The 25595-nt window shown below is 68.3% G+C and carries 19 protein-coding genes; 13 read left to right on the forward strand and 6 right to left on the reverse strand.

Features of this window, described 5'->3' with window-relative positions; translation table 11 throughout:
- Positions 1-95: 95 nt before the first annotated feature.
- Both ATSB10_RS10950 and ATSB10_RS10955 read left to right on the forward strand, forming a co-directional pair.
- Entirely contained in the window at positions 96-1100 is a 1005-nt protein-coding gene (locus tag ATSB10_RS10950; RefSeq protein ID WP_236886405.1) for an alpha/beta hydrolase, read from the forward strand.
- 72 nt (positions 1101-1172) lie between these two features.
- Positions 1173-2582, forward strand: coding sequence for a sigma-54-dependent transcriptional regulator (locus ATSB10_RS10955; RefSeq protein WP_063672776.1), 1410 nt, complete (start codon positions 1173-1175; stop codon positions 2580-2582).
- A 39-nt stretch (positions 2583-2621) separates the two neighbouring features.
- Here ATSB10_RS10955 and ATSB10_RS10960 read toward each other — a convergent pair whose 3' ends face one another.
- From ATSB10_RS10960 to ATSB10_RS10975, 4 genes are all read right to left on the reverse strand, one after another.
- The gene (locus tag ATSB10_RS10960; RefSeq protein ID WP_063672778.1) at positions 2622-4181 is read right to left on the reverse strand and encodes a response regulator; all 1560 of its coding nucleotides are present in this window, start codon (positions 4179-4181) and stop codon (positions 2622-2624) included.
- Positions 4182-4249: 68 nt separating this feature from the next.
- Positions 4250-4696 carry a response regulator gene (locus ATSB10_RS10965; RefSeq protein WP_063672779.1) on the reverse strand — a complete coding sequence of 149 codons (447 nt, stop codon included), beginning with the start codon at positions 4694-4696 and terminating at the stop codon, positions 4250-4252.
- Positions 4693-6486: a sensor histidine kinase gene (locus ATSB10_RS10970; protein ID WP_063674448.1), complete on the reverse strand. Its 1794-nt coding sequence runs from the start codon at positions 6484-6486 to the stop codon at positions 4693-4695. Before ATSB10_RS10970 ends, ATSB10_RS10965 begins: the two co-directional genes overlap by 4 nt.
- A gap of 88 nt (positions 6487-6574) precedes the next feature.
- Positions 6575-8890 carry a GH92 family glycosyl hydrolase gene (locus tag ATSB10_RS10975; RefSeq protein ID WP_063672780.1) on the reverse strand — a complete coding sequence of 772 codons (2316 nt, stop codon included), beginning with the start codon at positions 8888-8890 and terminating at the stop codon, positions 6575-6577.
- Positions 8891-9023: 133 nt separating this feature from the next.
- Here ATSB10_RS10975 and ATSB10_RS10980 point away from each other — a divergent pair, with 133 nt between their 5' ends.
- From ATSB10_RS10980 to ATSB10_RS11025, 10 genes are all read left to right on the forward strand, one after another.
- Complete coding sequence (locus tag ATSB10_RS10980) at positions 9024-10079, forward strand: LacI family DNA-binding transcriptional regulator (RefSeq protein ID WP_063672781.1); 1056 nt, start codon at positions 9024-9026, stop codon at positions 10077-10079.
- A gap of 49 nt (positions 10080-10128) precedes the next feature.
- Entirely contained in the window at positions 10129-11439 is a 1311-nt protein-coding gene (gene fucP, locus ATSB10_RS10985) for an L-fucose:H+ symporter permease (RefSeq protein WP_063672783.1), read from the forward strand.
- Positions 11440-11449: 10 nt separating this feature from the next.
- Positions 11450-12427, forward strand: coding sequence for a carbohydrate kinase family protein (locus ATSB10_RS10990; RefSeq protein ID WP_063672784.1), 978 nt, complete (start codon positions 11450-11452; stop codon positions 12425-12427).
- On the forward strand, positions 12424-13638 hold the full coding sequence (locus tag ATSB10_RS10995; protein WP_063672787.1) for an AGE family epimerase/isomerase: 1215 nt from the start codon (positions 12424-12426) through the stop codon (positions 13636-13638). The genes ATSB10_RS10990 and ATSB10_RS10995 overlap by 4 nt, the downstream gene beginning before the upstream one ends.
- A 139-nt stretch (positions 13639-13777) precedes the next feature.
- The gene (locus ATSB10_RS11000; RefSeq protein WP_063672790.1) at positions 13778-16171 is read left to right on the forward strand and encodes a GH92 family glycosyl hydrolase; all 2394 of its coding nucleotides are present in this window, start codon (positions 13778-13780) and stop codon (positions 16169-16171) included.
- 89 nt (positions 16172-16260) lie between these two features.
- On the forward strand, positions 16261-18240 hold the full coding sequence (locus tag ATSB10_RS11005) for a M1 family metallopeptidase (protein ID WP_063672793.1): 1980 nt from the start codon (positions 16261-16263) through the stop codon (positions 18238-18240).
- Positions 18241-18577: 337 nt separating this feature from the next.
- Positions 18578-19657, forward strand: coding sequence for an oxidoreductase (locus ATSB10_RS11010; RefSeq protein WP_063674449.1), 1080 nt, complete (start codon positions 18578-18580; stop codon positions 19655-19657).
- Positions 19658-19781: 124 nt separating this feature from the next.
- Complete coding sequence (locus tag ATSB10_RS11015; RefSeq protein ID WP_063672796.1) at positions 19782-20408, forward strand: phosphatase PAP2 family protein; 627 nt, start codon at positions 19782-19784, stop codon at positions 20406-20408.
- A 247-nt stretch (positions 20409-20655) separates the two neighbouring features.
- Positions 20656-21612 (forward strand): ABC transporter ATP-binding protein, encoded by a 957-nt coding sequence (locus ATSB10_RS11020; protein WP_063672799.1) that lies wholly within the window; start codon positions 20656-20658, stop codon positions 21610-21612.
- Positions 21609-22922 (forward strand): ABC transporter permease, encoded by a 1314-nt coding sequence (locus tag ATSB10_RS11025; protein WP_063672802.1) that lies wholly within the window; start codon positions 21609-21611, stop codon positions 22920-22922. Before ATSB10_RS11020 ends, ATSB10_RS11025 begins: the two co-directional genes overlap by 4 nt.
- 70 nt (positions 22923-22992) lie before the next feature.
- Here the strand turns inward: ATSB10_RS11025 and ssb are convergent, their stop codons facing one another.
- Positions 22993-23541 (reverse strand): single-stranded DNA-binding protein, encoded by a 549-nt coding sequence (ssb, locus tag ATSB10_RS11030; RefSeq protein ID WP_063672805.1) that lies wholly within the window; start codon positions 23539-23541, stop codon positions 22993-22995.
- Positions 23542-23782: 241 nt separating this feature from the next.
- On the opposite strand from ssb, the gene ATSB10_RS11035 reads away from it, so the two are divergent.
- On the forward strand, positions 23783-24595 hold the full coding sequence (locus ATSB10_RS11035; protein WP_157469194.1) for a hypothetical protein: 813 nt from the start codon (positions 23783-23785) through the stop codon (positions 24593-24595).
- Positions 24596-24604: 9 nt separating this feature from the next.
- Here the strand turns inward: ATSB10_RS11035 and ATSB10_RS11040 are convergent, their stop codons facing one another.
- Positions 24605-25576: a DedA family protein/thiosulfate sulfurtransferase GlpE gene (locus tag ATSB10_RS11040; protein WP_063672807.1), complete on the reverse strand. Its 972-nt coding sequence runs from the start codon at positions 25574-25576 to the stop codon at positions 24605-24607.
- Positions 25577-25595 lie beyond the last annotated feature (19 nt).

Here is a 25595-nt window from a genome sequence, read left to right on the forward strand (position 1 = left end):
CCCCTTTGCTACTCGCGTTCAGCTCATTGGCCAGCGCAGCCTCCGGCGCGGCGCAGACCGCGAGTGCGCTTCCCGGGGTGCAACCGGACGGAACCGTGACCTCCCCGGCGATTGCGGTCCCGTATTCGGAGCTCGCCTCGCCCGAGGCCCGCGCGTTCTTCCCGAAGATGCTTGCCGAGGGCGCCAAGGCCCCGCCGATCACCGCCCCCATCGCCGAAAGCCGTGCGTTCTACGACCGCATGAACAGCGACCGCGTGGCGCGCATGCGCAAGCTTTATCCAGTCGCCATCCGCCCCGAAACGATCGCTGGCGTGCGGACCCAGGTGGTGCTGCCGGCCGACGGCGTCGCACCCGCCAACCGGCACCGCGTACTGGTCAACCTGCACGGCGGCGCGTTCCTGTGGGGCGCCGGCAGCGGCGGCCTGGTCGAATCGATCCCGATCGCCAGCGTGGGCCGCATCGAGGTGATCACGGTGGATTACCGGCAGGGGCCGGAACACACCTTCCCCGCCGCCAGCGACGACGTGGAGGCGGTCTATCGCGCATTGCTCAAGCAGTACCGGCCACAGGACATCGGCATCTACGGCTGCTCGGCCGGCGGCATCCTCACCGCCGAATCGGTGGCGCGGCTGATCCGGGACAAGGTGCCGGTGCCCGGTGCGATCGGTACCTTCTGCGGCTCGCTGCTGGACCTGACCGGCGACTCGTCCTGGGTCGCGCCCCTGCTGAACGGCCAGGGCGTGCCGGCGCACCGCCTGGGCTTCTGGGACCTGCCCTATTTCCGGGGCGCCGATCCGCGCGATCCGATGGTGCAGCCGGGACTGTCGTCGACGCTGCTGGCCAGGTTTCCACCGACCCTGCTGATCACTGGCACCCGCGACATGGCGATGAGCTCGGAGGTGCGCAGCCAGGCGCTGCTCCAGCAGGCCGGCGTCGAGGCGGAGCTGCACGTGTGGGAGGGCATGTGGCACTCGTTCTTCTCCGATCCCGAGCTGCCGGAATCGCGCCAGGCCTACCAGACCATCGCCGGGTTCTTCGCCCGGCACCTGGGCCGGCGCGACACGGATCGGGGTCACTCAGTCCCAGACCGGAAGCCCTGAACGCCCCGGCCTGCTTTGCCGACGATGGACGCGGCGAGTATCCTGCCCGCCAGCCCACGATCCCCAGAGCCCATGAGCCTACAGACTGTCCTGGTCGTCGACGACGAACGCGACATCCGCGAACTGCTCACCATCACCCTCGGCCGCATGGACCTGCAGGTGGACGCGGTCGGCACCGTCGGCGAGGCCAAGCGCGCGCTGGCCGAACGCAGCTACGACCTGTGCTTCACCGACATGCGCCTGCCCGACGGTACCGGCCACGAGGTGATCGAACTGATCGCCGAACAGCACCCGGACACGCCGGTGGCCATGATCACGGCCTACGGCAACGTCGATGCGGCGGTGAGCGCACTGAAGGCTGGCGCCTTCGACTTCGTCTCCAAGCCGGTGGACATTCAGATGCTGCGGCGGCTGGTGCGCACGGCGCTGAAGCTGGCCGAGGAAAAGCGCGGCGAGGGCGGTGCCAGCACCGGTGGCGGCTCCAGCGACCGGCTGATCGGCGACTCGGCGGTGATGCAGCAGGTGCGCGCCACCATCGGCAAGCTGGCGCGCAACCAGGCGCCGGTGTACATCGCCGGCGAGTCCGGCGTCGGCAAGGAGCTGGTCGCCCGGCTGATCCACGAGCAGGGCCCGCGTGCCTCGGGTCCGTTCGTGCCGGTGAACTGCGGCGCGATTCCCACCGAGCTGATGGAAAGCGAGTTCTTCGGCCACAAGCGCGGCAGCTTCACCGGTGCGGCCAGCGACAAGGAAGGCCTGTTCCAGGCCGCCAACGGCGGCACCCTGTTCCTCGACGAGGTGGCCGAGCTGCCGCTGCACATGCAGGTCAAGCTGCTGCGCGCGATCCAGGAGAAGGCGGTGCGCCCGATCGGTGCCCGCGAGGAAGTGCCGGTGGACGTGCGCATCCTGTCGGCCACGCACAAGAACCTGGCGGCCCTGGTCGACCAGGGCCAGTTCCGCCAGGACCTGTTCTACCGCATCAACGTGATCGAGCTGCGTGTGCCGCCGCTGCGCGAGCGCCGTGGCGACGTGCCGCTGCTGGCCGCGCACATCCTGCGCCAGCTGGCCGCCAAGAGCGGCATGGCGCCGGGCCGCCTGCTGCCGGCCGCGCAGCAGGCGCTGGACGAGTACGACTTCCCCGGCAACGTGCGCGAGCTGGAGAACGTGCTGGAGCGTGCGATGGCGATGAGCGACGGCGAAAGCATCGACGCCGCCGACCTGATGCTGCCGCAGCGTGCATCGCGACCGGCCTTCGATGCCGGCATCGCCGCTCCGTCGGCTACCGTGGCCGGTGCCATCGAAGCCGCGCCACCGGCCACTCCAGGCAGCGGCGTGGCGCTGGAGGACTACATCAGCAACCTCGAACGCACGGCGATCATGAAGGCGCTGGAGGAGTCGCGCTACAACAAGACCGCCGCCGCCAAGAAACTCGGCATCACCTTCCGCGCGCTGCGCTACAAGCTCAAGAAGCTGGGTATCGACTGAGCCGCCCGCCGCCATGCGGTACACGCGAGGCCACCGCTTTCAGGTGGCCTCGCTGTTTTTGAGGGCCAGGCGCAGGGTCTGCAGCAGGCCGCGCGCGGTCACCGGCTTGTCCACCACATGCAGGTGCTCCAGCGACGGCAGTTCCTCCAGCCGCGGCGGCGCCTCGGGGCGGGCCAGCAACAGCACCGGGCCGGCATAGCCACGGTCGACCAGCGCGGCCAGCGTGCGCACCCCGGTGAACAGGTTCATCTCCGCGTCCATCACCACCACGTCGGGCAGGCCCTGGGCCTCGATCCACTGCAGCGCCACGGTGCCGCTCTGGCTGCCGTGGGCCTGGTAACCATAGGCGTCGAGCATGTCCGCCAGCAGCGAAAGCTGCGCGGCTTCCTCGATCACCACCAGCACCCGCTCGGCCTCGCCCTGCAGCCAGTCTTCGCCGCTTCCGGCTCCGTCCGCCTCGTCCTGCAGCGCCAGCGGCAGGTAGAGGTGGAACGCGGTGCCCTCGCCCGGCTCGCTCTCCACCCGCATCACACCGCCGTGGCTGGCGACGATCCGCTTGCACGACAGCAGCCCCAGGCCGGTGCCGGTCTGCTTGGTGGTGAAGAACGGCTCGAACAGGCGCTCCAGCGTGTCCTCGTCCATGCCGTGGCCGGTATCGGCAACGGTCAGGCGCAGGTATTCGCCCTCCTGCGGCTCTTCGTCGTCCAGGAAGAAGTCATCCGGCAGCGCACAGCGGCTGGATGTGATCTGCAGACGACCGCCGTCCGGCATTGCCTGGATGGCGTTCAGGCAAAGGTTCAACAGGCACTGCTGCAACTCGGTGTGATTGCCTTCGAACGTCAGCTCCGGATCGTCCAGCGTCATATCCATGGCCACCGCGCGGGGCACCGAACCCTGCAGCAGCAGTTCCAGAGCATTGGTCAGTGCGCCCAGCCGCACCTGCTCGGCACGGCGTGCGCCGCGGGCGAACGAGAGCATCGACTGCACCATTTCCAGCCCGCGCTTGCCGCAGTCACGCACCAGCGAGCCCAGCCGCGCCAGACGGGGATCGTCCTGGTAGTCGAGCAGACTGTCGCCGGCCAGCAACAGCGGCTGCAGCAGGTTGCGCAGGTCGTGGCTGAGACCGCCGGCCAGCATCGCCAGCGCCTCGAAGCGCTGGGCGCGGATCAGCTCGGCCTCGGCGCGATGGGCGGCACGTTCCGCCTCGGCCTCGCTGAGCGCGCGACGCACCGCACTGGCCATGCGCGCCGGGTTCTGCTTGAGAATGTAGTCGGTGGCGCCATTGCGCAGCGCCTCGATCGCCGCCTCCTCGCCCAGCGTGGCAGAGACGAAGATGAAGGGCGTATCGCTGTCGCGGGCACGCAGCAGTTCCAGCGCGCGCTGACCGGAGAAGCCCGGCAGGCTCAGGTCGGAAAGCACGATATCCGGCCGGAACGATTCCAGCGCCTCGAGGTAGCTGGCCTCGTCGTCGACCAGCCGTGCCGAATAGGCAAGACCGTCCGCCTCGAGCTCGCCGAGCACCAGCTCGGCGTCGAGCGCGTTGTCCTCCACCTGGAGGACGCGGATGGGAGAGAGGGTCCGATTCAACCTGTGAGGCATGGAAGCTGTATCCGATCTGCGTCCTTGTCTGCCGCGCAGCGTAGCGCGGCCACCTTGCCCCGTCGCGGTCAGTCCAACGCCGGCGACTGGTTCAGCACCGCCCAGAACTGGCCCAGGGTGCGTACCGCCTCGAAGAACTGGTCCGCGTCGACCGGCTTGATCACGTAAGCATTCACGCCCAGGTCCCAACTGCGGGCCAGATCGCTCTCCTCGCGCGAGGAGGACAGGATAACCACCGGGACCCGCCGCAGGCGCTCGTCGCTGCGCATCTGGGTGAGTACGTCCAGGCCGTTCATCCGCGGCATCTTGATGTCCAGCAGCACCACCGCCGGCTCCGCCCGCTCGCGGGTCGCCCAGGCACCGCGGGCGTAGAAATAGTCCAGGCACTCCACCCCGTCCTCGAGGTGGATGACCGGGTTGGCCAGGTTGGCCTCGCGCAGCGCATCCATCGCCATTTCGGCGTCGGCGAGGCTGTCCTCGACCAGCAGGATGGGGCGGATAAGGCGATTGCTCATGAACGGTCCTGTCGATGGGTGTCGCCGGCGTCCGAGGCCGGCAGGGAAAAGTGGAAGCGTGCGCCCTTGCCCGGCTCGCCCTCGGCCCAGACCCGTCCGCCGTGACGCGCCACGATGCGGCGGACATTGGCCAGCCCGATGCCGTTGCCGGGGAAGTCGGAGGCGCGGTGCAGCCGCTGGAACACACCGAACAGCTTGCCGGCGTATTCCATGTCGAACCCGGCGCCATTGTCCGCCACCGTGAACTGGTAGTCGCCGTTGGCCGCGCGCGTGGTCTCGATGCTGATCCGGGCCACGTCGCACTTGCCGGTGTACTTCACGGCATTGCTGACCAGGTTCTGCCAGACCATGCGAAGCATGTTCTCGTCACCGACCACGACCGGCAACGGCGCCACCTTCCACTCGACGCGGCGATCGGTGGTGTCCGGCTCGACCAGGGCGCGGGCCTCGTCCACCAGCGACTGCATGTCCACCGGTTGCAGGCGCAGCGCACCGCGGCCGAGGCGGGAGAACACCAGCAGATCGTCGATCAGCTGGGCCATGCGCTGGGCCGAGCCGGAGATCACGCCGAGGTAGTGGTGCCCCTTGTCGTCCAGTCGTTCGCCGAGGTGGCGCTCCAGCTTGCCGGCGAAACCGGCGATGTGTCGCAGCGGAGCGCGCAGATCGTGCGACACCGAGTAGCTGAAGGCTTCCAGCTCGCGGTTCACGTCGGAGATCTGCTCGACCTTGCCCTCCAGCTGCCGGTTGAGCTCCTTGACCTGCTTTTCCACCAGCGCGCGCACTGTGATGTCGCTCACCGTCACCAGCAGGGCCGGTTCGTCGCTTTCCTGCTGAACGCGGCGCGCATTGACCACCACCCGGCGATCGGCACCGTCCGCGGTGCGCTGGTTGAGCTCGTAGTCCCACAGCTCGCGGTCGCGCAGCATGACGTCGCCCAGCCGCTGCAGCAGCGGCCCGTCATTCCAGGCACCCCCACCCAGTTCGGCCAACGGCAGGGACTGCGTCTCGTCCGGGTCCATGCCGTACAGCTCGGCGAACGCGGCGTTGACCAGCAGCGTGTTGAGTTCCTTGTCCAGCAGCACGATCGGCTCGCGCACCGCCTGCACGATCTGCCGCGATCGACGCACCGCCTGGCTCTCGCGCTCCTCCGCACGCAGGCGTTCGCCGATCTGCCGCTCCGACACCACCACGATGATGCCCAGCAGCGCCATCTGCGCGAACGCACCGATGCCGAGCACGAGGCGATAGTTGCTCGACTGGGCCTGTGCCGCCTTGCGCCGGTCCACCAGCAGCCGGTCCTCGGTGCTGACGATCTTGTCGAGGATGTCGCCGAGCACGAACAGTTTGCCGGCGTCGCGCAGCGCCTTCTCCGCGCCGGGTCGGTCGTTGTGGCGGGCGCGCCAGAGTGCCTGCCACATCAGGGTGGAGCGGCCGCTGATGGTGGTCTGCAGCGAACCGATCAGCGCCTGCTGGTCCGGGTTGTCGCGCGTGAGGTCGCGCAGTTGCCAGATCAGCTTGGAAATCGCATGCGAAGCATCGTCGATCCGCCCCTGCGCCGTCTCGTCATCGCCGCTCAGCACGATCCGGTAGGAGGCCGCCTCGGCATCGCGGCTGAGATAGGCGATGCGGTAGGTGATCGACTTCACCTCCGAGGAATGCGTCACCCACTGGGACGCATCCAGCGCATCGTTCGAGGTATTGCGGGTGATCGCATACGGCAACGCAACGATCACCACCACCGACAGCAGCAGGCCGATGACCCGCCAGCGCAGGAAGCTCAGGTTCCTCATCTGCATCTACCGACCGCCCCCCGACAGGCTGGACGGGGCATTCTGGCACGCCCGCGCGTCATGCGGACCGGTCGCGGACGCGGCGTGCTCAACGCGCATCGCCTGCCGTCGCGCCGGCAGGCGGGCGGGCCACCATGGTGAAGTGCAGGGTGCCGCCGGCGACCAGGTCGCCGTGGTGCAGGAAAGGCTGCCTGAGCGGGTGGCCATCGAGGGTGATCTCGCCAACATACGGATGCAAACCGTCGAAGGGTGCCGCAGTGATCGTGAAGGTCTTGTCGCCGGCCAGATGCAGCACCGCCTTCGGCACGAACGGCCGGCCGATCGCGTAGACGTCGCTGCCCGGCGCCACCGGATAGAAGCCCAGCGCGGTGAACACGTACCAGGCGGACATCTGGCCCAGGTCGTCGTTGCCGGCCAGTCCCTGGGGCGTGGCCGCGTACTGGGTGTCCATGATCTGCTTCAGCCGTTGCTGGGTCTTCCACGGTGCATCGGCGTAGTCGTAGAGGTAGGCCATGTGGTGGCTCGGCTCGTTGCCGTGCGCGTACCAGCCGATCAGCCCGGTGATGTCCTCCACGTTCTTGAAGTGGGCCGGGTCGACCTTGGCATCGAAGGTGGCGTCGAGCTTGGCGATGAACTTTTCCTTGCCACCCATCGCCTCGATCAGCCCCGGCACGTCCTGCGGCACGTACCAGGAGTACTGCCAGGCATTGCCCTCGGTGTAGTCGCTGCCGTAGCCGGCGAAGGTCGGATCGAACGGCTCACGGAATTTTCCGTTGCTGAGCTTGGCGCGCATGAAACCGGTGACCGGGTCCCAGGCATTGCGCCAATAGGTGGAGCGCTTCATGAAGGTCGCCGCCGTGGCCGACCCGCCCATCGCCCTGGCCATCTGCGCCAGCGACCAGTCGTCGTAGGCGTACTCCAGCGTCTTGGAGGCGGCTTCCGGCTCATGGTCGATCGGCACGTAGCCGAGCTTCATGTAGTCGGCCAGGTCACCGTAGGCCTTGTAGGTGGCACTGGCCACCATGACCTTCAGTGCCTCGTGCGCATCGAAGCCGCGCACGCCCTTGACGTAGGCGTCGGCGATCACCGGCACGGCGTGGTAGCCGATCATGCACCAGGTCTCCAGTCCCTGGTACGCCCACACCGGCAGGATGCCGAACGGGCTGTCCTTGGCCGCGGCGACCAGCGAGCGCACGAAGTCGGTGCTCATGTCCGGGCGCAGCAGCACCATCAGCGGCTGTTGGGCCCGGTAGACGTCCCACAGCGACCAGGTGGAGTAGAAGTCGAACTTGCCGTTGGCGTCTTTCGCCTGGTGCACCTGGTGGTCCGGACCGCGGTACTGGCCGTTGACGTCCATGCTCAGCGTGGGCGACAGGAAGGCGTGGTAGAGCGCGGTGTAGAACTGCGTCTTCAGCGCCGGCGTGCCATCGATGTCGATCGTCGCCAATACCTTGTTCCAGGCCGCGGTGGCTTCGCGGCGGCGGGCGTCGAAGTCCCAGCCCTTGCCATCGGTGTCGAGGTTGGCGATGGCGTTGTCCGCGCTGACCGTGGAGATCGCGACCTTCACCTCCAGCGGCTTGCCCAGCGCGCCGAAATCGAACACCGCCTCGAGCGCGCGGCCGTTCTGGTCGTTCCGGTCCTGCGGCTGGTTGCCCGGGCCCTTGAAGCCCTTGTACGGCACGTTCTGCTCGCGGTTGTAGAGCGTGCGGCCGGTCATCGGCTGGTTGAAGCGCATCGCGAAGCACAGCTCGCGACCGCGCGCCCAGCCGTTGGTCAGCCGGCAGCCGGTGACGGTGCCGTCGTCGCGCACACGCAGGCGCGACCACAGCACCTTGCCGTCGTAGTCGTAGATGCTGGGGCGAAGGTCCAGCAGCAGATGCGCCGGCTTGCCCTTGGGGAAGGTGTAGCGATGCCAGCCGATGCGCTTGCCGGCGGTGAGCTCGGCGCGGACGCCGTAGTCGCTCAGGGTGACCGCGTAATAGCCGGCCTGCTCCACCTCGGTGGCATGGCTGAAGCGCGAACGGTAGCCGCTGCCGGGCCGGGTGGCATCGCCCGGATCGAGCTTCACGTCGCCGGCGATCGGCATCACCAGCACGTCGCCCAGGTCCGAATGGCCGGAACCGGAGAAGTGGGTGTGCGAGAAGCCCATGATGGTCGGATCGCCGTACTGGTAGCCGGCGGCCCATGCGTAGGCGTGGTGGAAGTCCGGCATGGCCGTGTCGGGCGACAGCTGGATCATGCCGAACGGCACCGTGGCGCCCGGAAAGGTATGACCGGCTCCGCCGGTGCCGATGCGCGGGTCGACCGAGGTGGCGTGTCCCGGGGGAGCGGGGCTCTCAGCGACGGCTGCCGTCGATGCCAGGGCCAGGAAGACCGACGTTGCGAGTACCCATTTGTGATCCATGACACGTCCTATTTAGATCGTTCTAAAAAATAACGCTATCATCCCCGTGCCGGTCGCCGCATGCTGCAGCGCCGGAGGGCGCACCCGCGCCGTTGCAGGTACATTCGAATCGATTTGCAGCCGATTGCACCCCATGCCCAGCACCCACGCCCCGATTCGCCGCAAGGTCACGCTCATCGACATCGCCGCTGCCTGCGATGTCTCGCGGGCCACCGTCTCGCTGGTGCTGCGCAACAGTCCGCTGGTGAACCGCCATACCCGCGAACGGGTGCAGGCCGAACTGCAGCGGCAAGGCTATATCTACAACCGGGCGGCGGCCAATCTGCGCAAGCGCACTTCTTCAAGCATCGCGCTGGTGCTCAATGACCTGGCCAATCCGTTCTTCGCCGAATTCGCCGCCGGCGTCGACGAGGAAGTGGGGGCAGCCGGTTTCGTCACCCTGCTCGGCAGCACCGGCGAGTCGCCGGAGCGACAGCAGGCCGTGCTCAGCTCGCTGATCGAGCACGGCCCCGGTGGCATCATCCTGTCGCCGGCCGAAGGCAGCGACGTCTCCCGCGTGATGGAGTCGCTGGGCCCGCAGATGCCGGTGCTGCTGTTCAACCGGGAGCTGGGCGGCGACCTGCCGGAGTCCGCCCACTGGGACCGGCTGATGCTGGACAACGCTCGCGGCGCCGAGCTGGCCACCATGCACCTGATCGAGCAGGGACACCGCCGCATCGCCTTCTTCGGCGGCCACGCGCAATCGAGCTCCTGCCAGCAGCGCCGCGCCGGTTTCATGAAGGCGATGAAGCGCGCCAGGCTCAAGGTACCCAGGGACTACCTGATCGAGAGTGCGCCGACCCGGCTGGACGCCGCGCGCGCCTGCGATGCCCTGTTCGCCAGCGATCCGGCGCCCACCGCTGCGGTCTGCTACAACGATGCGGTCGCGCTCGGCCTGATGCTCGGCCTTGGCCAGCGAGGCCTGCAGCCCGGCCGCAATTTCGCGCTGACCGGCTTCGACAACATCGGCGAAGCCGCCATGGTCTCGCCCTCGCTCACCACCATCTCCACCGCCCCGCGCGAGCGCGGTCGCCAGGCCGCCCGCCTGCTGCTGGCCCGCCTGGAGCACCCGCAGGAGCGCGGCGAACGCACGATCGTCCCGGTCGAGCTGATCGTCCGCGACAGCAGCTGCCCACCACTGGCGGCCTGAGCCGCTCTCTTTCCTCCCAACGGAATCCGTCATGGCACTCGCATCACCCATGTCTTCTCCGCGTACGCCCTCGTCGCCGTCCGGCAGCGGCCGCTACACCGATTACCCGATGGCGATGATGGTGCTCACCGTCATCTTCTTCATGTGGGGCTTCCTGACCTGCCTGAACGACATCCTGATCCCGCACCTGAAGTCGATCTTCCAGCTCAGTTATGCCCAGGTGATGCTGGTGCAGTTCACCTTCTTCGGCGCGTACTTCCTGATGGCACTGCCGGCCGGCAAACTGGTCGCCGGCCTCGGCTACAAGAAGGGCATCGTGGCCGGCCTGGCGATCGCCGGCGTCGGCGCACTGGGCTTCTGGCCCGCCGCCGGACTGCACTCCTACCCGGCGTTCCTCGGCGCGCTGTTCGTGCTGGCCACCGGCATCACCGTGCTGCAGGTGGCGGCCAACCCGTACGTCGCGCTGCTCGGCCCGGAAAAGACCAGCTCCAGCCGGCTCACCCTGGCCCAGGCGCTGAATTCCTTCGGCACCTTCCTCGCCCCCTGGTTCGGCGGCATGCTGATTCTTTCCAGCGTGGTCAAGTCGCCGACGGAACTCGCCGCCATGGCGCCGGCCGACCAGCTCGCCTACCAGGCACAGCAGGCACACGCGGTGCAGGGACCGTACGTCGGGCTCGCCGTGGTGCTGTTCCTGCTGGCGCTGTTCGTGTGGGCCTTCCGCCTGCCGGCACTGACCGAGGCCACCGACAAGGGCGATCACGACCGCCACAGCTTCGCCGAGGTACTGCGCCATCCGCACGTGCTGTTCGGCGTGATCGCGATCTTCTGCTACGTCGGCGCCGAGGTGTCGCTGGGCAGCTTCATGGTCAACTACCTGTCGATGCCGGACATCGGCCACATGAGCGAACAGGAAGCGGCCAAGTACGTTTCCTACTACTGGGGCGGCGCCATGATCGGCCGCTTCATCGGCTCCGGCCTGATGGCGACGATGTCGCCGCGCAAGCTGCTGGCCGCGTTCGCCTCGGTGAACATGCTGCTGGTACTGACCACCATGATGAGCCACGGCAACGTGGCGATGTACAGCGTGATCGCCGTCGGCCTGTTCAACTCGATCATGTTTCCGACCATCTTCGCGCTCGGCATCGAGCGGCTCGGACCGATGACCAGCAAGGCCTCGAGCCTGCTGATCATGGCCATCGTCGGCGGCGCGATCGTGCCGTGGGTGCAGGGTGTGCTGGCCGACCGCTTCGGCCTGCAACATGCCTTCATCCTGCCGCTGCTGTGCTACGCGTATATCGTGTTCTACGGCGTCTCCGGCTCGCGCGTGCGCGACGACGCACCCATGGCCCCGCACGCGTGAGGCGGACGCCATGAGCCGCCCCATCCTGTGCTTCGGTGAGGCGCTGATCGATTTTCATGGCGAAGGCCGTGACGACCGCGGCTTCGCCCGCCATTTCGTGCCGTTCGCTGGCGGAGCGCCGGCGAACGTGGCCGTGGCCGTGGCCAGGCTGGGGGGTGAAGCACGCTTCGCCGGCATGCTCGGCGAGGACCGCTTCGGCGACTTCCTGATGGCCCATCTGCGGGACGCCGGCGTTTGCACCGACGACGTGGCGCGTACCGCCGAGGCGAACACGGCGCTGGCGTTCGTGAGCCTGGACGCCGACGGGGAGCGGAGCTTCAGCTTTTACCGCCCACCCTCGGCCGACCTGCTGTTCCAGCTGTCGCATTTCCGCGAAAGCGCGTTCGAGGGCCTGCGTATCTTCCACGTCTGCTCCAACAGCCTCACCGAGCCGGAGATCGCAGCGGTGACGCTCGAGGGCATGCAGCGCGCGCATCGTGCCGGCGCGCTGGTGAGCTTCGACGTGAACCTGCGCCCGTCGCTGTGGCCGCGGGAACGCGACCCGCTGGACCATGTATGGCCGGTGCTGCACGCGACGGACGTCGTGAAGCTCAGCGCCGAGGAGCTGAGCTGGCTGGCGGTGGATGGCGAACAGGCGACGCTCGATCGCCTCTGGCGCGGACGCACCCGCCTGCTCGTCGTCACCGACGGGCCTCGCACGATGCGCTGGTTCCACCCCGACGCGGATGGCGAGCTGCCCACGTACGCGGTCGATACCGTCGACAGCACGGGGGCCGGGGACGCCTTCGTCGGCGGCCTGCTGTGCCGGCTGGCCCAGCTGGATGGCGATGGCGAGCTACTCGACCACCTGGTCGGCAAGCTGCCCTACCTGCACGAGGTGCTGCGCTACGCGGCGGCCTGCGGCGCCCTGTGCGCATCGCGCCAGGGTTCGTTCACCGCCATGCCGACCGACGCCGAAACCCGTGCCTTCATGGATGCCCACGCATGAGCGATACCACGACGCCCCCATTCCCCGATTTCCGTTCGCCCGCGTTCCTGCGCGACCACATCGCGCAGACGATGGCGTTCTACCACCCGCACGCGATCGACCCGGCCGGCGGCTTCTTCCAGTACTTCCGGGACGACGGCACGATCTACGACCGCAGCCATCGTCACCTGGTCAGCAGCACGCGCTTCGTCTTCAACTACGCGATGGCATGGCTGGCCTTCGGCGACCCGGACTACCTCGACGCCACCCGGCACGGCCTGCGCTACCTGCGCGAGGTACACCGCAACCCCGCCAACGGCGGCTATCACTGGACGATCCGCGACGGCCAGCCGGAGGACAGCTCCAACCAGGCCTACGGCGTGGCCTTCATGCTGCTGGCCTACGCCACGGCGGTGAAGGCCGGCATCGACGAAGCCCGGGCCTGGATGGACGAGACCTGGGACCTGCTCGAAGCCCGCTACTGGGACGCCGACGCGGGCCTGTACCGCGACGAGGCGGATGCCGACTGGCACTTTTCGCCCTACCGTGGCCAGAACGCCAACATGCACATGTGCGAGGCGATGATCGCCGCCTACCAGGCCACCCGCGAGCCGCGCTATCTCGACCGCGCGCTGACCCTGGCCGACCACATGACCCGCCGCCAGGCGGCCAAGGCCGGCGGCCTGGTGTGGGAGCACTACGACACGGCGTGGAACATCGACTGGGAGTTCAACAAGGACGACCCGAAGAACCTGTTCAAGCCGTGGGGCTTCCAGCCCGGCCATCAGACCGAGTGGGCCAAGCTGCTGCTGATCATGGATCCGCTGCTGCGCGAGCGCGGCACCGGGCAGGACTGGCTGGTGCCGAAAGCGAAGGAGCTGTTCGACCGCGCGCTGGCCGCTGCCTGGGACGAAGTGAACGGCGGCATCTGCTACGGCTTCGCGCCGGACGGCAGCGTCTGCGACGGCGAGAAGTACTTCTGGGTGCAGGCCGAGTCGCTGGCCGCTGCCGCGCTGCTCGAGGACCGCACCGGCGACGCCGGCTACCGCGAGGTCTACGAGAAGATCTGGCGCTACAGCTGGCAGCACATGATCGACCACGCCTACGGCGCCTGGTACCGGATCCTCACCCAGGACAACCGCAAGATCGACGACGAGAAGAGCCCGGCCGGCAAGACCGACTACCACACCATGGGCGCGTGCCACGAAGTGCTGGCGCTGCTGACCGGCTGATCGATTGAAACCCGGCGACCGGCTTCCGTCGGTCGCCACTCCCCCGCGCGGGCCGGGCAGGAACCGGTCCGCATCCGCAGTCTGTCCCGCGTGGCATCGCAGGAGCGGTCCGCGTCGGACTCTCACGACCGGAGTCTGCATGTCGCGCGTCCCTGCTCCCCGCCTGTCCGTCCTCGTCCCCCTGCTGCTGGCGGCCTCGTCCGCACTGGCCGGCACGGCCCTGCCTTCGCCCGCCGGGGCGGTCAATCCGCTGATCGGCAGCAGCCACGGCGGCAACACCTTCCCCGGCGCCATGCGGCCGTTCGGCATGCTGCAGTGGAGCCCGGAAACCACCCGCGGCAAGCACAACCGCACCACCGCGCCGGGCGGCTATGCCTACGACCATCCCCGCATCCGCGGCTTCGCGCTGACCCATCTGTCCGGCACCGGCTGCGCCGGCGCCAGCGGTGATATCCCGTTCATGCCGATCACCACGGCAGTGACCCGCTCGCCGTCCGCCGACGCCACCGACAGCCGCTACGCCAGCGACTTCAGCCACACCGACGAGACCGCCGAGGCCGGCTATTACCGGGTGAAGCTGGCCAATGGCAGCACGGTGGCGCTCACCGCCGCGATGCGCAGCGGCATGGCCGACATCGACTTCCCGGCCGGCAGGCCCGCCCACCTGCTGATCCGCGCCTCCGACTCCGAAGTCGGCTCCAGCGACGCACACGTCGCCGTCGACCCGGCCACCCGCACGGTGACCGGCTCGGTTACCAGCGGCAACTTCTGCGGCTACCTCGCCAGGGCCGACCGCAAGAGCTACTACACGCTGTACTTCGTCGCCAAGTTCGACCAGCCGTTCAGCGCCGGCGGCACCTGGGTGGACGGCACCGTGCACAAAGGTGCGCGCGCCGCCCGCGGCGGCACCACCTATGGCAGGAAGGGCTTCTTCCCCGACGGCAAGGGCTCGGGCGCGTGGATCGACTTCGGCGACAGGGGCGCCAGAGTCGGCGTGCGCGTGGGCATTTCCTACGTCAGCCTGGCCAATGCCCGCGCCAACCTGAAGGCGGAGATCCCGAAGGGCACCCCCTTCGCCACCGTCCGCGAGGAGGCCACCCGGTCCTGGAACGAGGATCTCGGCCGCATCGCCATCGACGGCGGCACGCCGGACCAGCGCACCACGTTCTACACCGCGCTGTACCACGTGATGATGCACCCCAACGTCTACAGCGACGTCAACGGCCAGTACCGCGGCTTCGACCAGAAGACGCACTCGGTGACCGGCACGCAGGAGATGCAGTACGCCAACTTCTCCGGCTGGGACATCTACCGCTCGCACCTGCAGCTGGTGACCTGGCTGGACCCGAAGCGCGGCAGCGACATCGCGCAGTCGCTGTACAACCAGGCGAAGCAGAACCACGGCGAGTGGGACCGCTGGACGCACAACTCCGGCGGCACCCACGTGATGAGCGGCGACCCCGCGGTGCCGGCGCTGGCCGACATCGTCGCCTTCGGCGGCCACGACTTCGATCTCGCCGGCGCCTACGCGTCGCTGAAGAAGGCCGCCACCGTGGTCACCGCCCACGACCTCTCCGACGCCGGCTGCAACGTCGAGTGCGTGGGCGAGCGCCCCTCGCTCGACCAGTGGCTGAAGCTGCACTACATCGCCAGCCAGTCGCACGCCTGGGGCGGCGCCGGTGAGACGCTGGAAGAAACCACCGCCGACTTCGCGCTGTCCGAGCTGGCCCGCCGGGTCGGCGATGAAAAGGGCCGTGCACAGTTCCTCACCCGTGCCGGCTACTGGCGCAACCTGTTCAACCCGAACGCGACGCCGGAAGGCGGCTACATCCAGAACCGCAACGCCGACGGCAGCTGGCCGAAGTTCACTCCGGACACCGACGACGGCTTCGTCGAAGGCAGCGCCTCGGTCTACCTGTGGATGGTGCCGTACGACATCCATGGCCTGTTCGACACGCTCGGCGGCAAGGCCACCGCAACCCGGCGGCTGGACGCCTTCTTCCACACGCCCGACGGCAAGTGGGCACTGACCCACACCGGTCCGCTGCACGCCGAGCTCGACAACGAGCCCTCGGTCGCCACGCCCTGGCTGTACGACTACACCGGCCAGCCATGGAAGACGCAGGAAGCGGTGCGCATCGTCACCGACACGATCTGGAAGAACACGCCGGACGGCATCCCCGGCAACGACGACCTCGGCGAGATGTCGTCCTGGTACGTATGGGCCGCGCTCGGCATGTACCCGGAGATTCCCGGCCGCGCCGAGCTGGTGCTGGGCAGCCCGCTGTTCCCGCATGCGGTGATCCACGGCAGCGGCGGCGACGTGACCATCGACGCCCCGGGCGCCTCGGTCGACACGCCATTCGTACAGTCGCTCACCGTGGACGGCCAACCGCACGACAAGCCGTGGCTGAGCGCTGCGCTGGTCGAGCACGGCGGCACGCTGCACTACGTGCTCGGCAGCCAGGCCGACACGCGCTGGGGCGCAGGCAATGCAGGCGAGCCACCGTCGTTCCCGCCGCCGCATAGCTGACACGACAGTGATCGCGTAAGGTGGAAGAACGGCTGCGGCAACGCGCCGTTCCTCCGCAACTTCTTGCCAACCCAGGGGAACCCCATCCCATGCGTATCCCATCGATGCGGCACGCCGCCGCCCTGGCGATGCTGTTCGGCGCGGCACTGCCGCTGCATGCCGCCAATACCACGTCCGGCTCGTTCAACCCGCTGGAAACCTTCGCCCCGTTCGCCTACCCGCACGCCTCCAACGCGATGCGCGACGCCGCCGGCAAACCCGGCCCGCTGTTCTGGCAGAACCGTGCCGACTACACCATCCAGGCCTCGCTCGATCCGGTCGCGCGCAAGCTCACCGGCAGCGAGACGATCACCTACAGCAACCACAGCCCCGACGCACTCGACGTGATCTGGCTGCAGGTGGAGCAGAACCGCTACACGAAGGACGCCCGCGGCGCCTTCGGTGGCGGCAAGTTCCCGACCGAGTTCACCGACGGCGAGCACATCCGCTCGGTGGAAGTGGAAGACGCATCCGGCCACAAACAGAAGGCCAAATGGGTGATCAGCGACACCCGCATGCAGGTGATCCTGCCCGCGCCGCTGAAGGCGCGCGACGGCAAACTCAAGCTGCACATCGCCTGGGATTACACCGTGCCCGGCGAATTCGGCGGCCGCACCGACTGGAACGCCAACAGGCAGGGCGACATCTTCGAGATGGCGCAGTGGTACCCGCGCGTATGCGTCTACGACGACCTGCGCGGCTGGGATACCCAGCCCTTCCTCAACAGCGAGTTCTACCTCGAGTATGGCAACTTCGATTACCGCATCACCGTGCCGTCGGACATGATCGTGGTCGGTTCGGGCGAACTGCTCAACCCGCAGGACGTGCTGACGACGACCGAGATCAAGCGACTGGACCAGGCCCGCCACAGCGACGCCACGGTGATGATCCGCACCGCGGCGGAGGTCACCGACCCGGCCTCGCGGCCAAAGCAGGGCGGCACGCTGACCTGGCACTTCGCGATCAGGAATGCGCGCGACGCGGTGTTCGGCGCCTCCAGGGCGTACATCTGGGATGCCGCGCGCATCAACCTGCCCGGCGGCAAGACCGCCCTGGCGATGTCCGCATATCCGGTGGAAAGCGCCGGCGACCAGGCCTGGGGCGTGGCCACCCAGGACCTGAAGAAGTCGGTGGAGTTCTTCTCCAGGACCTACTTCCCGTACCCGTATCCGGTCGCCATCAACGAGGCCGGAACCGCCGGTGGCATGGAGTACCCGGGCATTACCTTCGACCACAAGAAGGCCGCCGGCCCCGTCCTGCGCATGCTGATCGCCCACGAGATCGGCCACACCTGGTTCCCGATGATCGTGGGCAGCAACGAACGCCGTGACGCGTGGATGGACGAAGGCTTCAACACCTTCGTCGACGTCTACGAAGCCGAGGCCTTCGACGGCGGCAAGTACGCGCCCAAGCGCGACAGCGAGTACGCACCCGGCAAGGGCACCCCGGCCGACCAGATCGCCGCGCTGCTGAAGGACCCGGACGCCCCGCCGCCGATGACCTATGCCGACGCAGTGAAGGAGAAGTACCGCCACCCGATCACCTACTTCAAGACCGCCTTCGGCCTGGTGCTGCTGCGCGAGCAGATCGTCGGCCCGGAGCGCTTCGACCCGGCGTTCCGCCGCTACATCGCCACCTGGGCCTACCGGCACCCGAGCCCGTCGGACTTTTTCCGCTTCATGGACAGCGAAACCGGCGAGGACCTCAACTGGTTCTGGCGCGGCTGGTTCGAACACAACTGGCAGTTCGACATGAGCGTGGACAAGGCCGCGCCGGCCGCTGGCGGCTGGAAGAACGGCGCGGACATCACCGTGTCCAACCACGACAAGCTGGTGCTGCCGAACACCCTGGAGCTCACCTACGCCGACGGCAGCAAGCGCGACGTGCGGATTCCGGTGGAAACCTGGATGCAGCACACCAGCTACGTCGTGCACGTGGATAGCACCCAGCCGGTGACCTCGGTCGTGCTCGACCCGAAGCACGATCTGCCGGATGCCGATCGCGGCAATGACACGATCACGGTGAAGTAGGTCCGCGACCCGGCGGGCATGTTCGAAAGCCCGCCGCCCTGGCGGGCTTTCGTCTTTTGGGGGAAGCGCGCAGTGCCCGCACGCGCAGATACGGGTGACCGGCGGGCGTCGCGGCACAAGGCGGTGGATGACCGGCTTCCGCCGTTGAAGAACGCCTGCGGCTTTCGCCGGGATGACTGCTTTGGAGCGCGTCAACTATTGCGTTACATGTTTGGATGCGACAAAGCCTAACGAAGCCATGTGATCACTTCGCCCTCAAGCTGCACGACCGTCATCCCGGCGAAAGCCGGGATCCAGCGTCTTGGGCATGCGAGGCGCGCTCGACACCGGACTCACCATGACAGCCTATCCACCCATCCGCGTCGGCCTGATCGGCTACGGCTACGCCGGCAAGACCTTCCACGCGCCGCTGATATCCGCCACACCCGGCATGGAGCTGGTCGCCGTCGCCTCGCGCGACGCGGCCAAGGTGCATGCCGACCTGCCCGGGATGCGCGTGTTGCCCACACCCGACGCGCTGATCGCCGACGACGGCATCGACCTGGTGGTGATCGCCACGCCCAACGACACCCATGCACCGCTGGCCAGCGCGGCGCTGCGCGCCGGCAGGCACGTGATGATCGACAAGCCGATGGCGCTGGACCTGGCCGAGGCGCGTGCGCTGGTCGCGCTGGCCGACGCCTCGCCCGGCCAGCTCTCGGTGTTCCACAACCGTCGCTGGGATAGCGACTACCTCTCGGTGAAACAGGCCATCGACGAGGGCGCGATCGGCGAGGTGGTGCACTTCGAGTCGCACATCGACCGTTACCGCCCCACCGTGCGCGACCGCTGGCGCGAGTCCGCCGGCCCCGGCGCCGGCATCTGGTACGACCTCGGCCCCCACCTGGTCGACCAGGCGTTGCAGCTGTTCGGTCTGCCCGCGCGCGTGCACGCCGCTCTGGCGATCCAGCGCGCCGGCGGCCTGAGCGACGACTGGGCACACGTGCGGCTGGACTACGGCGTGCGGCAGGTGATCGTGCACGCCAGCATGCTGGTCGCCGGTGGCGCGCGGCGCTTCGTCGTCCACGGCACCCGCGGCAGCCTGGTCAAGACCGGCGCCGACCGCCAGGAAGCGCAGATGCTGGCCGGGCAGATCCCCGGCTCGGCCGGCTGGGGCGAGGATCCCGACCCGCTGGTCGTGATCGATGGCGAGGGTCGCGAGACCCGGCGCGCGCCAGCGCCGGGCGACCAGCGCGCCTGCTACGCCGGCCTGCGCGACGCCCTGCGGTGCGAGGCGCCGATGCCGGTGCGCGCGATCGAGGCATTGGCGACCATGGCGGTGATCGAGGCCGGCCTCGCCTCCCATCGAGAGGGCCGCGCCGTGTCCGTGCCGCTCACACCGGTCGAGCGGCAGGCGCTCGACCGTCCCGGATTCTGACCCTCGTCAAGCTTCGTCCCAATCGTCCGGAGGATGCTCTGGCCCACGTAAGCGGGGCGAAAGCCGGCACGCGCAGGCTCGGGGCGTCCGGGGTCCGTCCCCGCGATGATCGGGGAGATTCGCCATGCGCCGCCTTTGCCTTGCCTTGTGCCTGTTCGCCACGGTCCTGGTCACGTCGCCGGTTCGCGCCGCCGGCGGCCCGTTCGGCATCGACCACCGCCTGCACTACGACAACAGCGGCATCTGGAAACGCAACAACCAGCTGGCGCTGATGTACGGCAGCATCCTCACCGTCGGCGTCGGCGCGCTGGCGCTCGGCGACAACGACAAGCTCGGCGATACCTTCTGGCGCTCGGTCGATTCGATGGTGATCACCGGCGTCGCCGCCACCGGCATGAAATACACCTTCCGCCGCGAGCGGCCCTCGCACACGGCCAGCCCCGACCAGTGGTTCAAGAGTTCGAGCGCGCAGAGCTTCCCCAGTGGCGAGGTTGCGGCGATCTCCGCGGCGGTGACACCGTTCATCGTCAACTACGGCGACGAACACCCCGCAGTCTACGCACTGGCGCTGCTGCCGGCCTATGACGCCGTCGCGCGCATGAAAGTCCGCGGCCACTGGCAGAGCGACGTGCTGGTCGGCGCCGCGCTGGGCACCGGCATCGGCATCTGGTCGGCGAAGCGCAAGTCGCCGCTGATCCTGAGCTGGCTGCCGGGCGGCTTCCAGGTCGGCTTCATCCACCGCTTCCGTTGAGCGCCTGACAGGCCGCCAGAGGGGGCCCTCCGCGCGGCGATGCGCGGCGACCGGAACCGAGCGGAAGTTCGCGGGATGGTCTGCGCATGCTTGGCCGACACGGTCGGCCGACCCGTTCCACGCTCTCGTCCCGGCGCTCCTGCCCGCGATGAAGACAGGTGACAAACGACACTTCGGGGCGCCATTTGCACCGTGCTAGCTTGATCTGCGACAGGTCGGGGAGACCGGCGAACAGGGAGCAGTGCGCGTGTCCAGCATCAGCGTTGAATCGGTAACCAAGCGGTTCGCCGGCCATACGGCAGTGAGCAATCTTTCGTTGCAGGTACCGTCCGGTGGCATCTATGGCCTGCTCGGCCCCAACGGCGCGGGCAAGTCCACCACCATCCGCCTCATCATGGGCATCCTGCAACCCGACGAAGGACGCATCGCCCTGTTCGGTGCCGGCGGCAGCGGCCGCAACCTCTCCTCACGCATCGGTTACCTCCCCGAAGAGCGCGGTCTCTACAAAAAGATGAAGGTGCTGGATCACCTGGTGTTCCTGGGTGAAGTGAAGGGGATTTCGCGCACCGAGGCGCGGCGTCGCGCAATGGTCTGGCTGGAGCGCCTGGAAATCGCCAACTGGGCGCAGAAGAAGGTGGAGGACCTCTCCAAGGGCATGCAGCAGAAGGTTCAGTTCGCCGGCGCGCTGCTGCACGAACCGGAGCTGGTGATTCTCGATGAGCCGTTCTCCGGCCTCGACCCGATCAATGCCCAGGTCATGAAGGACATCGTGGTGGAGATCGCTGCCGCCGGCCGCACCGTGCTGCTCTCCACCCACGTCATGGAGCAGGCCGAACGCATGTGCGATCGCGTGGCGATCATCGCCCGCGGCAAGCTGGTGGCGAACGGGACCGTGGCGCAGGTGAAGGCCGACTTCGGCGGACGTCACGTCGCACTGGGGTTTTCCGGTAATCGGCCGCTCGCCGATGCGGTGCTCGCCGATCCGCGGCTGATCGCACGGATGGACGACTACGGTGCCAGTGCCGAACTGAAGATGGCTGAAGGCGCACAGCCCGAGCAGCTGCTCACCGCACTGGTCAACGCCGGCGTGGGCCTGCGCCGCTTTGAAGTGGTGGAGCCTTCGCTGCACGCCATCTTCGTGGCCAAGGTCGGCGCCGATCCCGACGCCGCCCCCCTGCCGGTTGCCACCGGAGCCGCCGCATGAACAAGACCTTTGCCGTGATCCGCCGCGAGTACGTGGAGCGCGTGCGTACCCGGGCCTTCCTGATCTCCACGTTGCTGTTGCCGGTGTTCATGGTGGCGATGGCGGTACTGCCGGCACTGTTGATGCGCGGCGGCGACCACACCAGCCGCGTGGCGGTGGTGGATGCCTCCGGCGCCGGGCTGGGTCAACCGGTCATGACCGCGCTCGAGACCGCCACCTTCGGCGGTGGCGCGCAGGTCAGGCCACGCTACGAGCTGACCCTGTTCACCACCGATACCGAACACCTCGACCAGGTACGAAGCGGCCTGATCGCCAAGGCCGGTTTCGCACGGGACACGCAGCCGGATGGCTGGAACGGCGTACTGGTTCTCGACGCGGACACGCTGGCCAGCGGCAAGCTGCACTACTACGGCGATGACGTCAGTTCGCCCAATGGCATGGGCCGGCTGCAACGCGAAATCTCCAAGGCGCTCGCCGGCGTGCGACTGGCGCATGCCGGCGTCGACCAGTCGCTGGTCGCCAAGGCGATGGCGCCCGCGGACGTGGACACCGCCAAGGTCACCGACGGCAAGCTCACCGGACAGAGCGGCAAGGCATCGTTCGTGCTCGCCTACGCGATGGGCTTCATCCTCTATATCGCCATACTGTCCTACGGCAGCCGCACGCTGACCTCCGTCATCGAGGAAAAGAATTCCCGAATCATGGAGGTGCTCACCTCCTCGCTCACCCCGTTCCAGATGCTGATGGGCAAGGTGCTGGGCGTGGGACTGGCCGGCCTGACCCAAATGGCGATATGGGTGGGCACGGCCCTCGTGCTCGGCAGCCAGGGCCCGCATCTGGCCGGCGCATTCGGCATCGGCGCTGCCGCAGGAAATTCCGCCATTCCCAGCATGCCGCCATCGTTGCTGGCGGTGTTCCTGCTCTACTTCACGCTGGGCTTCCTGATCTACGGTTCGCTGTACGCAGCGATCGGCGCGATGTGCAACACCATCCAGGAGGCGCAGCAGTACGCCGTCTTCGTCACCATGAGCATCGTGGTCGGCTTCATGTCGATGTTCGGGCTGATCAACAACCCCTCGGGCATGCTGGGCACCACTATGTCCTTCATCCCGTTCTTCGCTCCGTTCACCATGCCCGTCCGCTGGTCGATGACCGCCGTGCCACTCACGCAACTGGCGCTGTCACTGGGCCTGATGGTGCTGGGTCTGCTGGCCTGCGTGTGGCTGGCCGGGCGCATCTACCGCACCGGCATTCTGATGTACGGCAAGAAGCCAAGCTGGGGCGAACTGTGGCGGTGGATCCGGGCATAGCGCGCCGGACACGAAAACGGCAGCCCCGAGGCTGCCGTTTCTGCACCGATAGACTGAAGCAGCGACCGCTTCAGAACGGAATGTCGTCGTCGTCGAAACCGCCGGTGTCCGCCGGAGCAGGCGCCTGCCGGGGCATATCGTTGCCGCCACGCTGGAAGTCGTTGTTGTTGCCGCCGCGACCACCGCCGTAACCACCACCGCCGCCACCGGAACGGCCACCGCCGCCCTGGCCCCGCTGCTGGTAGCCGCCACCACCGCCACCGCCGCCCATGCCACCTTCGCTGCCGCCGCCGAGCATCTGCATCTCGCTGGCAACGATGTCGGTGCTGTAGCGCTCCACGCCCTGCTTGTCGGTGTACTTGTCGGTGCGCAGCGAGCCTTCGATGTAGATCTGCCGGCCCTTCTTCAGGTACTCGCCGGCGATCTCGGCGAGGCGACCGAACAGCTTCACACGGTGCCACTCGGTGCGCTCCTGCTTCTCGCCGCTCTGCTTGTCGGTCCAGCTCTCGGAGGTGGCGACGCTGAGCGTGGCGATGGCGGTGCCACTGCCGGTGTAACGCACTTCGGGATCGGCGCCCAGATTGCCGACCAGGATGACCTTGTTGATACCACGTGCCATGGAACTACCTCGCTGTGCTTGACCGGCCCGGAAGGCCGGCCGGCGGTCGTGGATGACCGGATGGTGTCGGCCGGCTCCGGAATGGCCCCCTATCATAGCCCGAGCCTACCGCCGCGGCTCGGCTTGTGCCCTGCCCCCCCCCCCCCCTCCCGCCGCATCCGCGGCCTATCGACACGCGTAAGCAACATGACCGGCGCCCATCCCACTGCGCCGACCGCTCCCGCCGGCGTGGAGGCCGACCTTGAGGACCATCTCCCTGTTGCCCGTGCTCGCGGGCCTGATCCTGGCCGCGGCTTCGACCGGCCGAGCCGTGGGCGCCGCGCCCACGGACAGCAGCGGCATCCGCCAGCTCGAGGGCCGGGCCTACGCCACCGGCGACGGCCACCTGATGTACACCGAGAGCCACTGGCTCTACGCCGACCACGGCGTGCCCGCCCGACTGGTGCTGTATCGCTGCCCCGACGGGCGACCGTTCGCGCGCAAGTGGCTGCGCGAGGACGGTCCGTCGCAGGCGCCGGACTTCGAGCTGACCGATGGCCGCAGCGGCTACCGCGAAGGCGTGCGCCGGACCGGTGACGGCCGGGTGGTGTTCACGCAACCGGGCGGCGGGTCCACCGAGCGGAGCGCGAAACTGCCCGATTCGCCCGATCTGGTGATCGACGCCGGCTTCGACGCCTACATCCGCCAGCACTGGGACCGCCTCGGCCGCGGCGACGCCGAAACGGTGCCCTTCCTGATCCCCAGCCGGCTGGGCGCGCTCGACTTCAAGGTGCGCCGCCTCGACGACGCGGTGGTCGAGGGGCGGCCGGCCCGTCGCTACCGGCTGGGGCTGGCCAGCTGGATCGGTTTCGCGCTGCCGCACATCGACGTGGCATACGACGCCGCGAGCCGCGAACTGCTGCAGTTCGTCGGGCTGGCCAATATCCGCGGCAGCAACGGCGACAACGTGCGGGCAAGAATCGTGTTCGACCCGGTCGCCGCGCGCCCGGCCACGCCCGAGGCGCTCGAAGCGGCACGGACCCAACCGCTGGACGGCCGCTGCCCGATTCCCTGAGCGGGCGGTTCAGGCGACGCGGTCGTGCGCTCCGCTGTGCTCGGCCGGCAGGGTGGCCACCGGGTAACCTGCCTCCTGCCAGGCCTCCAGCCCTCCCTGCAGCGGGCGCACGTTGCGGTAACCCAGCGACATCAGCAGGCTGGCGGCCTTGGCCGCCGAGACCTCGTTCGGACAGCTGCAGTAGATCACCAGCTCGCGGTCCCGCGGCACGTCGGCCAGGGCCAGGTGCACACCCTCCAGGTCGGCCAGCAGCGCGCCGGGAATAGCGCGCCCGTCCAGCAGTCGCGCCGCTGACGAACGCACGTCCACCACCACCGGGTTGCGTCCGGCGGCGATGGCGTCGTTGAGCTCCTCGACCGAGATCCGCGCCATCCGCAGCGAAACCAGCAGGCGGTGGCGCTGCCACCACTTGACGGCGATGTAGAGCACCAGCAGGAAGGCCAGACCCTGCAGGGCGACCACGCCGGCCTGCTCGATCGCGTCGATCACCCGGTCGATCTGCGGCGCGAAGACGTAGCCCACGCCCACCGCCGCGCCCGCCCACAGCAGCGATCCGACGCCGTCCAGCAGCAGGAAAGCGCCCGGGCGAAGGCCCATCGCGCCGACCAGCGGCGGTGCCACGGTGGACAGCCCCGGCACGAACTTGGCGACCAGCAGCATGCGTCCGCGCCAGCGCTGGAAGCGCAGTTCGGACTGTTTCACGCAGGAATCGGGTGAGAGCGAGATGCGGCACAGCGTGCGCATCACGCCGCCGCCGAAACGGCGACCGGCCAGGTACCAGCCGGTATCGCTGATCAGGCTGGCCGCCAGCGCCGCCAGCAACACGCCGGGCAATGGCAGCCGATCGCCGGCCGCCAACGCGCCGGCCACCACCAGGGTCGGCACCGCCGGCACCGGCACGCCGGCCTGTTCGGCCAGCACGTTGATGAACACCACGAACAGGCCGTAGTGCGCGATCAGCGCAATCAGGTCGTGAGCCATGCGCGACGTCCCTGGCGCG

It is taken from the genome of Dyella thiooxydans, assembly GCF_001641285.1.
Taxonomy (GTDB): Bacteria; Pseudomonadota; Gammaproteobacteria; order Xanthomonadales; family Rhodanobacteraceae; genus Dyella_A; species Dyella_A thiooxydans.